This is a genomic window from Jatrophihabitans sp. sgz311053 (assembly GCF_056135305.1).
Genome location: NZ_JBWAXP010000001.1, coordinates 487,703 through 501,811, shown reverse-complemented (window position 1 = coordinate 501,811; position 14,109 = coordinate 487,703). Strand labels below are relative to the sequence as shown.

At 69.7% G+C, this 14,109-nt stretch carries 13 protein-coding genes; 9 read left to right on the top strand and 4 right to left on the bottom strand.

All coding sequences use genetic code 11. The annotated features are described in order from the left end of the window. Positions 1 to 88: 88 nt before the first annotated feature. The 8 genes from pstC (at position 89) to AC0NZQ_RS02055 (ending at position 8,265) form a co-directional block, all read left to right on the top strand. Positions 89 to 1,180 (top strand): phosphate ABC transporter permease subunit PstC, encoded by a 1,092-nt coding sequence (gene pstC, locus AC0NZQ_RS02090; RefSeq protein ID WP_474527978.1) that lies wholly within the window; start codon positions 89 to 91, stop codon positions 1,178 to 1,180. Continuing rightward, positions 1,180 to 2,145 carry a phosphate ABC transporter permease PstA gene (gene pstA / locus AC0NZQ_RS02085; RefSeq protein WP_474527977.1) on the top strand — a complete coding sequence of 322 codons (966 nt, stop codon included), beginning with the start codon at positions 1,180 to 1,182 and terminating at the stop codon, positions 2,143 to 2,145. The genes pstC and pstA overlap by 1 nt, the downstream gene beginning before the upstream one ends. A 21-nt stretch (positions 2,146 to 2,166) precedes the next feature. Continuing rightward, the gene (gene pstB / locus AC0NZQ_RS02080) at positions 2,167 to 2,946 is read left to right on the top strand and encodes a phosphate ABC transporter ATP-binding protein PstB (protein WP_474527976.1); all 780 of its coding nucleotides are present in this window, start codon (positions 2,167 to 2,169) and stop codon (positions 2,944 to 2,946) included. Between the two features lie 153 nt (positions 2,947 to 3,099). Further along, complete coding sequence (locus AC0NZQ_RS02075; RefSeq protein ID WP_474527975.1) at positions 3,100 to 3,492, top strand: ankyrin repeat domain-containing protein; 393 nt, start codon at positions 3,100 to 3,102, stop codon at positions 3,490 to 3,492. Between the two features lie 139 nt (positions 3,493 to 3,631). Next, positions 3,632 to 5,359 (top strand): FAD-dependent oxidoreductase, encoded by a 1,728-nt coding sequence (locus tag AC0NZQ_RS02070; protein ID WP_474527974.1) that lies wholly within the window; start codon positions 3,632 to 3,634, stop codon positions 5,357 to 5,359. A 111-nt stretch (positions 5,360 to 5,470) separates the two neighbouring features. Next, complete coding sequence (locus tag AC0NZQ_RS02065) at positions 5,471 to 7,231, top strand: choice-of-anchor G family protein (protein WP_474527973.1); 1,761 nt, start codon at positions 5,471 to 5,473, stop codon at positions 7,229 to 7,231. Between the two features lie 114 nt (positions 7,232 to 7,345). Further along, positions 7,346 to 7,879 carry a hypothetical protein gene (locus tag AC0NZQ_RS02060; protein ID WP_474527972.1) on the top strand — a complete coding sequence of 178 codons (534 nt, stop codon included), beginning with the start codon at positions 7,346 to 7,348 and terminating at the stop codon, positions 7,877 to 7,879. Beyond that, positions 7,876 to 8,265: a PPOX class F420-dependent oxidoreductase gene (locus AC0NZQ_RS02055; RefSeq protein ID WP_474529397.1), complete on the top strand. Its 390-nt coding sequence runs from the start codon at positions 7,876 to 7,878 to the stop codon at positions 8,263 to 8,265. Before AC0NZQ_RS02060 ends, AC0NZQ_RS02055 begins: the two co-directional genes overlap by 4 nt. Before the next feature lie 75 nt (positions 8,266 to 8,340). On the opposite strand, the gene AC0NZQ_RS02050 is transcribed toward AC0NZQ_RS02055, so the two are convergent. After that, entirely contained in the window at positions 8,341 to 11,742 is a 3,402-nt protein-coding gene (locus AC0NZQ_RS02050) for a fibronectin type III domain-containing protein (protein WP_474527971.1), read from the bottom strand. 172 nt (positions 11,743 to 11,914) lie between these two features. Between AC0NZQ_RS02050 and AC0NZQ_RS02045 the strand changes: the two genes are divergently transcribed. Continuing rightward, positions 11,915 to 12,373, top strand: coding sequence for an SRPBCC family protein (locus AC0NZQ_RS02045; RefSeq protein WP_474527970.1), 459 nt, complete (start codon positions 11,915 to 11,917; stop codon positions 12,371 to 12,373). Here AC0NZQ_RS02045 and AC0NZQ_RS02040 read toward each other — a convergent pair whose 3' ends face one another. The 3 genes from AC0NZQ_RS02040 to AC0NZQ_RS02030 form a co-directional block, all read right to left on the bottom strand. Then, on the bottom strand, positions 12,374 to 12,646 hold the full coding sequence (locus AC0NZQ_RS02040; protein ID WP_474527969.1) for a hypothetical protein: 273 nt from the start codon (positions 12,644 to 12,646) through the stop codon (positions 12,374 to 12,376). Between the two features lie 130 nt (positions 12,647 to 12,776). Beyond that, on the bottom strand, positions 12,777 to 13,175 hold the full coding sequence (locus tag AC0NZQ_RS02035) for a PLD nuclease N-terminal domain-containing protein (protein WP_474527968.1): 399 nt from the start codon (positions 13,173 to 13,175) through the stop codon (positions 12,777 to 12,779). Between the two features lie 78 nt (positions 13,176 to 13,253). Then, entirely contained in the window at positions 13,254 to 14,030 is a 777-nt protein-coding gene (locus AC0NZQ_RS02030; protein WP_474527966.1) for a DUF3592 domain-containing protein, read from the bottom strand. Positions 14,031 to 14,109 lie beyond the last annotated feature (79 nt).

The following is a 14,109-nucleotide window of genomic DNA, read 5'->3' as shown; positions in this document are numbered from 1 at the left end:
CTACCCCGCGAACCCCGTCGGACGCCGAGAGGTGTCCGGCGGGGCTCCGGCGTGAGAGGCCACGACGCACATGACAGAGCGAGAGACCATGACCGATCAGGCACGGCACGCCGGCCCCCCGGAGGGCAACGAGCTGCCGCCCCCGGTCGTGGGCGGCGAATCGATCCTGCACCGCGACGAGCCCGAGCCCGAGCCCATTGCGTCGAGTCAACCGCTGTCTGCGGGAATGGCTCCGATCGACCCCGTAGTCGGGGCAGGGACAACCGCGGCCGGCGGCAAGGTCCGTCCCGGCGATCGGATCTTCGCCGGACTGGCCACGGGTGCGTCGGCGTTCGTGATCGTTCTGGTGGTCTTGATCGGCGCCTTCCTTGCCATCAAGTCCGTTCCGTCGATCATGGACGACAAGGACAACTTCTTCACGTCGACGAACTTCGTCACCACGCCCGGCAACCTGCAATTCGGAATCGCCAGCCTGCTCTGGGTGACTGTCGTCATCTCTTTGATCGCCATGATCATCGCCGTGCCGATCGCGGTGGGTGTCGCACTCTTCATCACGCAGTACGCCCCAAGGCGGTTGGCCAAGCCGGTCGCCTATGTTCTTGATCTGCTTGCCGCCATTCCCTCCATCGTCTACGGCATCTGGGGCGCGTTCATCCTCGCCCCTAAGCTCGAGCCCGTGCAGAACGCCATTGGCGCGATTCCGCTGCCGCTCTTCGACAACAAGCAGGCGCAGAACACGATCTTCAACGGCGCGGTGGTTCTTGCCGTCATGATCCTGCCGATCGTCACGGCGATCAGCCGTGATGTCTTCGAGCGGACGCCGCGTGCGAATGTCGAGGCCGCTCTCGCACTTGGTGCCACCAAGTGGGAGATGATCCGGATGGCGGTCATCCCCTACGGCCGTGCCGGCGTCGTCAGCGGCTCGATGCTGGGATTGGGCCGGGCCCTGGGCGAGACGATCGCCGTCTACCTCATCGTGTCGGCGGCGAGCCCGCCGTTCTCCTTCTCGATCTTCACCGGAGGCGAGACCTTTGCGTCCAAGATCGCAAACGGCTCCTCCGAGTTCAACAACCCCTCCTCGACGGGTGCGTACATAGCCGCGGGCCTCGTGCTCTTCGTGCTGACCTTCGTCGTCAACTCGGCCGCCCGTGCCATCGTCAACAGGAAGCCGGTGCAGTGATGACCGCCATCGCCACACCTCCGATCGGGCCGACTTTCTCGAAGGCGCGCGGCTCACGTCGGGTCAAGAACAACCTCGCGACCACCCTGGTCTGGCTGGCCTTCGGCGTCGCGATGGTCCCGTTGGTCTGGCTGCTCTGGACAGTTGTCAGCAAGGGCGCATCGGTCATCATGTCCGCCGGCTGGTGGACCTCGGACCAAGCCGGTATCAGCCAGGGCGTACAGGGTGGCGGCGTCTCCGCTGCCATCATCGGCACCGCCGAGCAGGTCGCGCTCTGCACGGTGATCTCCGTGCCGATCGGCATCCTCGTCGGCGTGTACCTCGTGGAGTACGGCGGTAAGGGGGTCTTCGCCCGCGTCACCACGTTCATGGTCGACATCCTTACCGGCATCCCGTCGATCGTCGCGGCCCTCTTCATCTACGCCCTCTTCATCACCACTCTGGGAGGGGTCCGTGCGGGTTGGCTCGTCTCGCTCGCGCTCGTGATCCTCATGGTCCCGGTCCTCGTGCGCACCACCGAGGAGATGTTGAAGCTCGTCCCGAACGAGCTGCGGGAAGCGAGCTACGCGCTCGGCATCCCCAAGTGGAAGACCATCGCTCGGGTCGTGATCCCCACTGCGTTCACCGGTCTCATCACCGGAATCGTGCTCGGCATCGCGCGCGTCGCCGGCGAGACGGCTCCGCTGCTGATCCTGGTCGGATATGCCGGAACCACCAACACGAACCTCTTCGACGGGTTCCAGAGTTCGCTGCCCGGCTTCATCAACTCCCAGTTCCTGAACTACAACCAGTCGTCGGGGGCGGGGGCTTACCACCTCGACGCCAACGGAAACCGCGTGATGGGGGCCGTGGCCAACTACGCGCCCGAGCGCATGTGGGGCGCCGCGCTGACTCTGATCATCATCGTGCTCGCCCTTAACCTCATCGCCCGCCTCATTGGCCGGCGCAACAAGATAGCCGCCTGAGCGGCCGGACCGGAGAACATCATGGCGAAGCGTCTCGAGGCCAAGAACCTCGACATCTACTACGGCAAGTTCCTCGCCGTCAGCGAGGTCAACTTCACCATCGCCCCGCGGTCGGTGACCGCCTTCATCGGCCCGTCCGGCTGTGGCAAGTCGACCGTGCTGCGCACCCTCAACCGCATGCACGAGGTGATCGCCGGGGCCAGTGTCCAGGGCAAGGTCATGCTCGACGGCGAGGACATCTACGACTCGGCCGTCGACCCGGTGGATGTCCGTCGCACCATCGGTATGGTCTTCCAGCGCCCCAACCCGTTCCCGACCATGTCGATCTACGACAACGTCATCGCGGGCATTAAGCTGAACAGCAAGCGACTCAACAAGGCGTCCGCCGACGCCATCGTCGAGAAGTCGCTCCGCGGCGCGAACCTCTGGGAAGAGGTGAAGGACCGTCTCGACAAGCCCGGCGCGGGCCTCTCCGGCGGTCAGCAGCAGCGGCTCTGCATCGCCCGCGCCATCGCGGTCGAGCCGCAGGTGCTGCTGATGGACGAGCCTTGCTCGGCCCTGGACCCGATCTCGACGCTCGCGATCGAGGACCTGATCCAGGAGCTCAAGGAGACGTACACGATCGTGATCGTCACCCACAACATGCAGCAGGCGGCGCGGGTCTCGGACCGGACGGCGTTCTTCAACCTGGCCGGCATCGGAAAGCCGGGGCAGCTCGTCGAGATGGACGAGACCGAGAAGATCTTCGCCAACCCGTCCGACCGTCGTACCGAGGACTACATCTCGGGCCGCTTCGGCTGATCGACTCTCGTGCGTCTGGCCGGGCCGGACGGGGCATCGCTCGCTTGCAACCACCCCTCGCTTCGCTCGGGGGGCCAGGCCCATCCACGCTGCGCGAGCGACACCCCGTCCATCCCGGCCTTCGTCTTTCGCGGGCGGCCTACGCTTCCCCTCGTGAGTGGTGAGGACGACGTCGTCGAGCTGGCTCAGCGGGTGCTGAAGTGGGCGCGCGAGGGCGAGACGGAGCGGTTGGCGGCGTATGTGGACGCCGGGGTGCCGGTGGACCTGACCGACACGAAGGGCAACACCCTGGTCATGCTGGCGGCGTACCACGGGCGTGCCGCGGCAGTCGCTGCGTTGGCATCCCGCGGGGCGGACGTGGACCGGGTGAACGACCGCGGACAGACGCCGCTGGCGGGCGCCGTCTTCAAGGGCGAGGATGCCGTCGTCGAGGCGCTGCTCGCCGCCGGGGCGGACCCGGCTGCCGGGACGCCGTCGGCAGCGCAGACCGCCGCCTTCTTCGGCCGGGACGACCTCGCGGCCCGCTGGGCTCCGCCTGCGCCGTGACCGTGGGGCGGCGGCGGGGCAGGGGTGTGTCGGCGCGTCGGGCCTGCTGAGTCGCCACGCGCGTGCCGCGGTCAGGGCAGCGGCGGTGGCCGGAAGTTCCTGATGCGTGCGACACGATGACGCGCATACACTCCGGTATGTGTCGACGGCCACTCATTACGACGTCCTGATCATCGGTTCCGGCTTCGGCGGGAGCGTGTCGGCGCTCCGGCTGACCGAGAAGGGCTATCGGGTCGGTGTGCTCGAAGCCGGTCGCCGGTTCGAGAAGGACACCCTGCCCAAGACGTCGTGGCGCATCCGCGACTACCTCTGGGCGCCCAAGCTGGGGATGACCGGCCTGCAGCGCATCCACATCCTCAAGGACTGCCTCATCATGGCCGGCGCGGGCGTCGGCGGCGGTTCCCTCAACTACGCCAACACCCTCTACGAGCCGCTGCAGCCGTTCTACGACGACCCGCAGTGGGCCCACATCACGGACTGGCGCGACGAGCTCGCCCCGCACTACGCGCAGGCCAAGAAGATGCTCGGCGTGGTGAAGAACCCGACGATGACGCCGAGCGACCTGGAGATGAAGCGGCTCGCCGAGCAGTTCGGCAAGGCCGAGACCTTCACCGCGACGCCGGTCGGGGTCTTCTTCGGCCGCGACGGCAAGCAGGAGCCCGGCCAGACCGTCCCGGACCCGTTCTTCGGCGGCGCGGGCCCCGAGCGCACCGGCTGCATCCAGTGCGGCGAGTGCATGACCGGCTGCCGGCACGGTGCGAAGAACACCCTGATGACCAACTACCTGTACCTGGCCGAGAAGCACGGTGCGACCATCCACCCGCTGACGACCGTCACCGACGTCCGTCCGCGCTCCGCCGGCGGCTACGAGGTCCGCACCGAGCGGACCGGACGCTGGTTCGGCAAGCAGGGCACCACCTTCACTGCCGACCAGGTCATCTTCTCCGCCGGGACGTACAACACCCAGAAGCTGCTGCACAAGCTGCGGGAGACGAGCCTGCCGAACATCAGCGGCCGCCTCGGCTACCTGACGCGGACCAACTCCGAGGCCATCCTGGGCGTGCGCGTCCCCAAGCCGAAGCACGACTACACCGAGGGCGTGGCCATCACGTCGTCCTGGCACCCGGACGAGAACACCCACATCGAGCCCTGCCGGTACGGCAAGGGCAGCAACGCGATGGGACTGCTCAACACGGTGATGACCACCGGCGGCACCCGACGCTCGCGGTGGTGGCAGTTCGTCACGGCCATCGTCAAGAACCCGTCCAAGGCGCTGCTGCTGGTTCCGCGCAAGTGGTCGGAGCGGGTCGTCATCCTGCTCGTGATGCAGTCACTTAACAATTCCATAACGGTGAGCCGCAAGCGTTCACGATTTGGTTTTGCACGACTCACCAGTCGGCAGGGCGCGGGCGAGCCGAACCCGACGTGGATCCCGGTCGCCAACCGCGCAGCGGATCAGCTCGCCGAAAACGTTAACGGAATGGCCGGGGGAACCTGGGGCGACCTCATGAACATTCCGATGACTGCGCATTTCATCGGCGGCTGCGCCATTGGGGACACCCCGGAAAGCGGCGTCATCGACGCCTATCAGCGGCTCTTCGGCTACGAGGGACTCCACGTCGTGGACGGCTCGACGCTCACCGCGAACCTCGGCGTCAACCCGTCGTTGTCGATCACGGCCCAGGCAGAACGGGCCCTGTCGATGTGGCCGAACGTCGGCGAGGAGGACCAGCGCGCGCCCCTCGGGACGCCGTACGAGCGCATTCCGGCGGTTCCGCCGCAGAAACCGGCCGTTCCGATCAACGCCCCTGCTGCATTAGATTACGGTTCAGTCAGCCTCGGGATGCCCGGGTTCCGGAGCGCGTAGCCATCAGTTGCCCCCGCTCGTTGGGGGTTACGTGCGGTCACGTTCGCATCGGGGTTGCACGCCTGTATCACTGGACGAACGAATGAGGTCGGAATGTCAGAACGGGTAGCCGTGCGCCCCACGAGCGCACGTCGCTCCGTCCGACTGGTCGCGGGAATCGCCGTGGTCGGTCTGGGTGCAACCGCGATCGTCGCTGCCGGTGGGGGTACCGCCGCAGCCGCCGATCTTCCCAACGCGCAGGCCGTCGGTCGGCTCGTCGACGGTTCGGTCGGGGGCAACCCGATCCAGGCCATCGCCGACGTCCAGGATGCGCGTGCCACGGCACCGGGCGAGACCTCGGTGCAGAACCCGCTCGACGTCAAGCTGCTGAACGCGATCGACCTGCCGCTGACCAACCTCATCAAGCTGCCGACCAACCCGGCCGTCCAGGCCGGTGTCGCCAACCAGGTGGCGCGCGCCAACCTCAACGGTGCCTCGCGCGGTGCCGCCGGTGCGGTCGCCAACAACGGCGGCGCCCTGCTGGGCGACGACGTGCAGTCGCAGGGCTTCGCGACGCTGAACCTCAGCGGCGCGGCCCTGAGCGGTGGCAAGGTCACCATTCCCGGCCTGCCGAGCATCCCCGGCCTGCCCACGAGCCTGCCCGGTGGCGGTTCGCTGGCCGCCCTCGGCGGCGTCACCGCCAGCATCGGCGCCGTCACCAGCACGGTCGGCACCGAGAAGGGTGGCGACGTCATCCGGCCGAAGTCCAGCGTGGCCTCGGTCAACCTCAACATCGGCTCGCCGGCGCTCGGCGCGCTGCTCAGCCAGCTGAAGGGCCTGCTCAGCGGCAGCTCGCTCTCCGGTGTCCTGGGCAGCGTCAGCGGACTGGGGGCGGTCCTCGGCGGCCTCACCGGCGGCGACGCCTCCAAGTGCGCCTTCACCTCGACCACCGTGCCGAACCTGTCGCTGGCCGGCGGCGGCGTCACCGTCGATGTCGACGACGCCACCATCACGGTCAACGTCGCGAAGCTGCTGAAGACCCTGCTCGACAAGGACCTCACCGACCTCGACACCTCGAACTTCGACCTGATCTCGTTCGTGGTGAAGAACCTGCCGAAGATCCTCTCCACGGGACTCGCGAACCTGGTCACCAGCATCACCGACCCGCTCGAGACGGCCTTCAAGAACTGCGTCGCGGTGCTGCCGGAGCCGGTCAAGACCCTGGTTTCGACCGTTCTCGGCCTCGTCGACCAGGGCAAGACCACGGTGCTGGGTGCGGTCAACGCGATCGCCTCGCAGTTCACCGCGGCCAGCGACGGTCCGCTGGGCACGCTGGCCGACGGTCTGAAGAACATCGTTGACATCGGCCTGAACGTGCAGTCTGGCCCCGGCATCCAGCAGCGCGACGGTGACTACCCGTACGAGTCGAACCTCGAGGCCACGCCGAACCAGTCGACCCCGGTGGTCGAGAACCAGACCCTGGTCCGCGCCGTCGAGATCAACCTGCTCAACGTCAACGCGGTCCCCGGCGGTCTCGACCTCGGCTCGCTGACCGGCGCGCTCGGCGGCAACAGCGCCAAGGTCACCAAGCTGACCGGCGCCGTGCGTCCGCTGGCCCTCGCCCCCGGCGACGGCGTGGTGAACCTCGCGCTGGCCAACGCCGCGGCCGGCCCCAGCACCGCCGCGGACGAGCCGACGACGACGCCGTCCTCCTCGGCTCCGCCCACCGTCGTGCCCGCCTCCAACATCCCGACCGGCATCCCCGCCGGCCAGGCCGGTGGCGCGGACAACGGCGGCCTGCCCGTCCTGCCGCTGGTGGCGCTGCTGACGCTGCTGGCCGTCTCCGGCGGAGCGTTCTACCAGTTCCGGATGCGCGGACAGCACCTGAGCTGACCTGAGCAACAGCTGCCTCGGCCCGCCTTCGGTTATCCGAAGGCGGGCCGAAGTGGTTAACTCAGCGGTCGAGGCGGTGTGCGGGGCAGCGTCTCGCTGCTGGGGGTTGTCTGCATGCACGCTCACGAAGTCTCCGGACACGGCGGCGCCCGTGCCCTGGTCGGTCATCACGCCACGACGCTGCTGAGCCTGGCCGTCGTCGGCGTGGTCTGGGTGGGGCTCTTCCCCCCGCCGGGCCTGCTGGCCGTCACCGTTCCGGTGGTGCTCTTCGCCGCGGTCATCGGTCTCTTCCTGCTCATGCGACGCCACGACCGGTCGCTCTGCGAGGCCTGCGTCGCGTCGCTGCCGCTCGACGCCGCCGGCCGTGCCACCCGCATGCAGCGCCGCTTCTGGACGGCTCACGCCGGTACCGAGCCGCGCTTCCTGCTGCCCTATCTCGCCGTGCTGGTGGGATCGAACTTCGCCACCACGCCGGTCGGGCACGCGCTGTGGGCGGTCGTGCAGCTGTCGATGATCTACCTGCTGCTGGCGAGCGCCACCCACCGCAAGCTGCAGCCGTGGTGCCCCTGGTGCCAGGGCGGTGGCGGTGGCAGCGATGTCGACGACACCCCGCCGGTGCTGCCGCACGACGATCGGCAACTCACCTGAGCGCGCTGACCGCGGCGGGCCTGGACTTCGTCACCGTCCGGCACCTGGCGACCCTCACCACGCTGCGCGCCGACGGCACCCCGCACGTGACGCCCGTCGGTTTCACCTGGGACGGTGACGCCGGGATGGCCCGCGTCATCTGCAGCGGCACCAGCGCCAAGGCGCGGCATGCGCGACGCGACCGTCGGGTGGCGCTGTGCCAGGTCGACGGCCGTCACTGGCTCTCGCTGGAGGGTGCGGCCACCGTCTCCGACGATCCGGACCGGGTGGCCGAGGCCGTCCGGCGATACGCCGAGCGCTACCGCCAGCCGCGGGAGAACCCGGCCCGCGTCGTCGTGGAGATCGCCGTCGACCGGCTCCTCGGCACCGCGGACTTCCGCGCCTGACCTGCCGCCGAAGACGGCGATGCCGCGCCGGACGGCCCGAGGGCTCGTCCGGCGCGGCGCCGGTCGATGCTGCTGTCAGCGGGTGACGAGGACGACCACCCGGCGGTTGGCGCCGCGGTCGGCGGGGGTGCCGCCGATGACCACGGGGCGGCTGGCGCCGTAACCCTTGACGCTGCTGCTCACCTCGACACCATCGGCGCGGAGGGCGGCGCAGACCGTCTTGGCCCGCTGCAGCGAGAGCTGCGCCTCGTGCGCGGTCTTGCCGCCGTAGTCGCTGAAGCCCTCGCAGACTATGCCGTCGACGTAGCGCAGGCTCGCGGCCAGTGCCCGGACCTGCCGCTTGCCCGCCGCGGTGAGGACCGCGGAGTCGAAGCGGAAGACGGTGCCTGCACCCAGACCGGCGGCCTGGCCCCGCTGCAACTGCCGGCCATGGAGCGCGCCGACCGGAAGCGCCGGAGAGCCGTTGGCCGAGCGGGCGGTGTTTCGGGTCGCGACGGGCTTGCCGCCGTAGCTCCACGGCTTAGCCGGAACGCTGCGCTGCTTCGCGCGGGCCTTCGGGCTGATGGGGTCGTGGAACCACTGTCGGGTGGCGGTGCGGACCGTCGCGCTCCGTGCGCCGGCACCGTTAGCGTTGGTCGCCCGCACCAGGACGCGGAACGCCACGCCGTTGGGCACGCCTTCGATCGTGAGGTGGGTGCTGTCGACCTGCTGCCAGTGGCGGCCGCCGTCCAGGCTGACGAGGTAGTGCGTGATGCGGGCACCGCCGTCGTCGGCCGGCTTCGCCCACCGCAGGTTCAGGGTGCGGTCGCCGGTGGTGACCCGCAGCGAGCGCGGGGCCGAGGGCAGTCCGCTCACCCGCGTCGGAGCCGACGGGGCCGAGTGGGCGCCCGTTCCCACACCGGTGGCGGTGCTGCTGCCGTTGGCGTTGGTGGCGACGACGCTGAAGCGGTAGGACTTGCCCGGCGGCAGCGCGGGGAAGGTGCAGCTGGTGGCGCCGGTCGTCCGGCAGGTGATCCCACCCGGCTGGGCCGTGACGGTGTAGCCGGTGATGGCCGAACCGCCGTTGTCGGTCGGCGCCTTCCACGTCACGGTGACCTGCCCGTCACGGACGCTGGAGGCGACGTTCGTCGCCGCCGACGGCGTGGTGGCCGGGGTGGCGCTGACCGGTGCCGAGGCCGGACCGGAGCCGACGCTGTTCACGGCGCGCACCCGGACCGGGTAGCTGGTGCCGTTGCTGAGTCCGGCGATGGTGCCGGTGTACGGACCGCTGCCGGTGGTGGTGAGCGACGCCCAGTGCACGCCGTCGACCGAGTACTCGTAGCCGGTGATGGCGTCCGAACCGTCCGCCGTGGGGGCGGTGAAGGTGACCGTCAGCGAACCGGCGTTGGAGACCACCGAGGTGATGCCGGGCGCGCCGGGGACGGTGGCGGGGGTGACGGCAGCGGAGGCAGCCGACGGGTTGCTGTCGCCGACGTCGTTGGTGGCGACGACGGTGAAGGTGTAGCTGGTGCCGTTGTCCAGGCCGGCGACGATGCAGGCGCTGAGGCCGTCGCAGGTCACGGTCTTGCCACCGGGTGCCGCGGTGACGGTGTAACCCGTGATGGGCGAGCCGTTGCTGGCCGGCGGGGTGAAGCTGATCGAGGCCGAGCCGTTGCCGCGGGTGGCGACGACGTCGGTCGGCGCGTCCGGCTTGGTGGCGGGGATGACGGCGTTGGAGGCGGCCGACGGGCTGCTGTCGCCGACGCTGTTGGTGGCGACGACGGTGAAGGTGTAGCTGGTGCCGTTGTCCAGGCCGGTGACGGTGCAGGGGCTGCCGGCGCAGGTGGCCGTCTTGCCGCCGGGTGCGGAGGTGACGGTGTAGCTCGTGATGGGCGAGCCGCCGTTGCTGCTCGGCGGGGTGAAGGCCACGGCGGCCGAGCCGTTGCCGCGGGTGGCGGTCACCGACGTCGGTGCCCCCGGCACGGTCGCCGGAGTGACGGCGGACGAGGCCGAGGAGGCGGCGCCGCTACCGATGGCGTTGGTGGCGACGACGCTGAAGGTGTAGCCGGTGCCGTTGTCCAGGCCGGCGACGGTGCAGGGGCTGCCGGCGCAGGTGGCCGTCTTGCCGCCGGGTGCGGAGGTGACGGTGTAGCTCGTGATGGCCGAGCCACCGTTGCTCGCCGGGGCGGTGAAGCTCACCGAGACCGAGCCGTTGCCGCGGGTCGCGATCACGCCGGTCGGGGCGCCGGGGACGGTGGCGGGGGTGACGGCGTTGGAGGCGGCCGACGGGCTGCTGTCGCCGATGGCGTTGCTGGCGACGACGGTGAAGGTGTAGCTGGTGCCGTTGTCCAGGCCGGCGACGGTGCAGGGGCTGCCGGCGCAGGTGGCCGTCTTGCCGCCGGGTGCCGAGGTGACCGTGTAACCGGTGATGGCCGAACCGCCGTTGCTCGCCGGCGCCGTGAAGCTGACGCTGGCCGACCCGTTGCCCCGGGCGGCGGCGACGGCGGTCGGCGCCCCCGGCACGTCGGCGACGAGGACGTTGGCCGACGCGGTCACGGTCTGGTTGAAGCCGGTCGACCCGACGGCCTGGTCGCCGTACTCGACGACGTAGCCGGCGATGCCACCGGGGTTGTTGTTCAGGTCGTTCCACTTGCCCACCGAACCCTGCCAGTTGGTGACGGCGTAGTACTCACCGTTGTAGTTGTTCGGCTCACCCGGCGCCCACGAGTTGTAGAGGCCGGTGTTGTCGGTGAAGCTGCAGGTCTGCTGGCTGTTGTTCGAGTTGCAGTTGGAGATGGTCTGGCCCTGCAGCGGGCTCTCGTCGGAACCCTTGGTCCAGCGCCACACTCGCGCATAGTTCGGGACGTCCCCGACGTAGGCCTGCGCGCCGAACCAGACGTTCACGGCGCCCTGGATCTTGGACGAGATGAAGTCGTTCACCGTCGTGTTCGGGATGGTGGCCAGGTAGCCCCGCTGGCCCTGGAACGTCTTGGCCTTGGCGGCGGTGTCCGCGGCGGTCCAGGTGATGTTCGAGCTCGCCACGTACTCGTAGTAGTGCTGGTTGGGCGCGAGGTAGACCCGCGTGCTGTCCGCCGGGCTGGCGGTCACGCTGACGTGGGCGGTCTGGCCCGCCGTGTTGCCTGTGCTCAGCGTCGCCGCGTTCAGTGCGGTCTGCGCGTCGGCCTCGGAGCCGGTGAAGGTGATCGACGGATCGCCGGACCAGTGGTTGGCGTAGGCCAGCGTCAGGTTGGCGTGCGAGGGCAGGGCGACGCTGCCGACGTCGGTCGCCAGCGTGACCTGGACGGTGGCACCGCCGGTGTTGGCCACCGAGAGGCCGGCGAGGGCGCCCGTCGTGTTCGGCGCGACGCGGCTGGTCGAGGTCGAGCTGACCGTGATGGAGGTCGCTGCGGCGGCGCTGCCGGCTCCGGAGAGGGTGCCGAGGACGAGTGCCGCGACGACGGCTGCCGTCGGCCCGAACGAGCGGGCACGTGAATGCATTCGCAAGGAGGGAGGCGGCGTCACGCCGTCGCAGGGAGGAGTCACGCTTCGGTCCATCGACCGATGTCCGGTCGATCCGCAGGGACTTTGGCCCTCCGTCCACGACGTGAGCTTCCCTACGGTGTACGACTGTTCACGGCAGATTCCGACCTGCCGCGTCTAGGGTCCTGGCATGGTCGAGATCCACCACGAAGGAATAGCCGAAGCTCCGCTCTCCGTGGCCTACGCCTACGTCGACGACCCGGCGAACGTGCCGCAGTGGATGTTCGGCATCGGGAAGTTCGAGGCCGTCGACCCCGCGAACCCCCGGGGCCCCGGTGCGGTCTTCGACGCCACCTTCCAGGTCAAGCCGGTGAAGCTCTCCTCCCGCGTCGAGATCACGGGGTGGAAGGAGGACGAGCTGATCGAGCTCACCTCGGTCAAGGGCTTCACGAACTCCTCGACCTGGCGCTTCGAGGCCGACGGGCCGGAGCGGACGAAGCTCTCGGTGGTCTTCAGCTACGACCTTCCCGGCGGGCTCGCGGGCAAGGCGCTCGGCAAGGTCATCGAGCCGGTCATCGCGCTCACCGTCCGGCAGAGCGACGCGAACCTGCGCAAGCAGATCGAGCAGGCGTACGCCGCATCGCGCTGATCAGCAGACACGGTCGGCGGGCACCCCGCCGGGGATCGGTTGGGTCACCCAGCTGCACTGGTTCGGCGCCGACGGTGCGTACGGCGGGTTGAGCTGGCGGCAGGTGTCGCTGGCCTGCGAGCAGCTGTAGGCGTTCGGCACGACGACGGTGATGTCGCCGCCGGAGGTCGTGGTGACGGTGACGAGGACGGCGGCGGCGCTGAGGCTGGCCAGCAGTGCCGGTCCGAGCTCGGCCAACCGGGGTCGGCGCAGCAGGCGATTGCCGTGACGCATGATCGTCCGTCCGTGGTCGTCCAGCGCGGGCTCCTGCCGTGCGCACCCGGGACCATCGGCCGTCGCCGTCGGGACTTGAGGCCTATGGGACTCGAGGCCCTCGGGACTCGAGTCCCTCGGGCGAGACGGCTCAGCGCGGGTCGTCAGGCTCCGGCCGCTCGGTCAGCGCCTCCTGCTCGGCGGCCAGCTCCCGCTTGCGCCGGGCGTCGTACTGGCGGCGCTGCGCCTCGGCCCGGGCTCGCACGCCGGCGAGGAACTCGTCGTCGTCGTCGGGGTTCTGCGCGACGTGACGCCCCGGCCGGTCGTACTCGGGGAAGCGGCTGTTCGACTGCGGGCGCGGCGAGTCCCACACCCGCCCCGCGACCAGCCAGGCGATAGCCCCGACGACCGGGAAGATCAGGACGATCAGCACCCACATCGCCTTGGGCAGGTTGCGCATCCGCGATTCGTCGGTGGTGATCACGTCGAGGAGGCAGAACAACCAGAGCCCCAGCATGACGAGGCCCGCCAGACCGTCCGCGAAAATCACAGCCGAATCCTGGCATGCCCCCACCCTCGATGGCCAGGGGACGAAACGCGCGGACGACGGGTCACGGGCCGGCGAGCATCACGTTCGAGCTGACCGTTGCCAGCGTGCGGCGGCGCGCGTGGTCCGCGGCGCTCTCGCGCACCACATCGGCGCGCCGCCCGGCTGGGCCAGGACGGCCAGCCTGCGACCGGGGCCGGCGAGCCAGAGCTCGTCGGGACCCGAATGCGGCGTCGAGCTCCGCTGGGCGAGGTGCGTCCCGGTGAGCAGCGGAAGGCGGAGGGCGATCGGTCCGGCGGGCAGGTCCGCGGTGACCACCACACGGTTCCGCCTGTCCAGCGTCACGTGGGTGAGCACCGGATGCCACGCGTCGCTGCGGAGCAGCCGTCGCACCCGCCACCACCGCGCGAGCGCGGCGCCGCCACCGACCAGGAAGGCGATGCTCGCGAGCAGTGCCACGATCATCGGCAGCACCGTCCAGGACGGCTGATTGTCCTCGTCGTCGATCGTCATCAGCGTGGGACGGCGCGGGTCGTAGTAGACGGTCACCTGCTGGCCGAGGTGGTAGCTCGTCACGTCTCCGCCCAGTTCGACACGCTCGCTGAGCCGTCGTTGCCCAACGCGATACGACACGACGACGCCACCGCTGCTGGTCCGGGAGTCCTCGTCACGTCCGATGACCGAACCAGAGGTCCGCGTCCCCGAGGCGCGAAGCTGGTCGCTCTGGTCGGCGAAGAAGCCCACCGCACCCACGAAGCCGAGCAACAGCAGCAGGCCGAGGGTGGCGAGGACGAACGCCGACCTGACACGGCGGCGCCACTCCCGCTGCGTCAGCGCACACTCCCACGCTGCCGACACAGCGAGATCGTGGCATGCGTACGCCCTGCGCGAGGCCCCGCGATGAATCTGGGGGCGGTACCCCCATGCAGGACGGCCG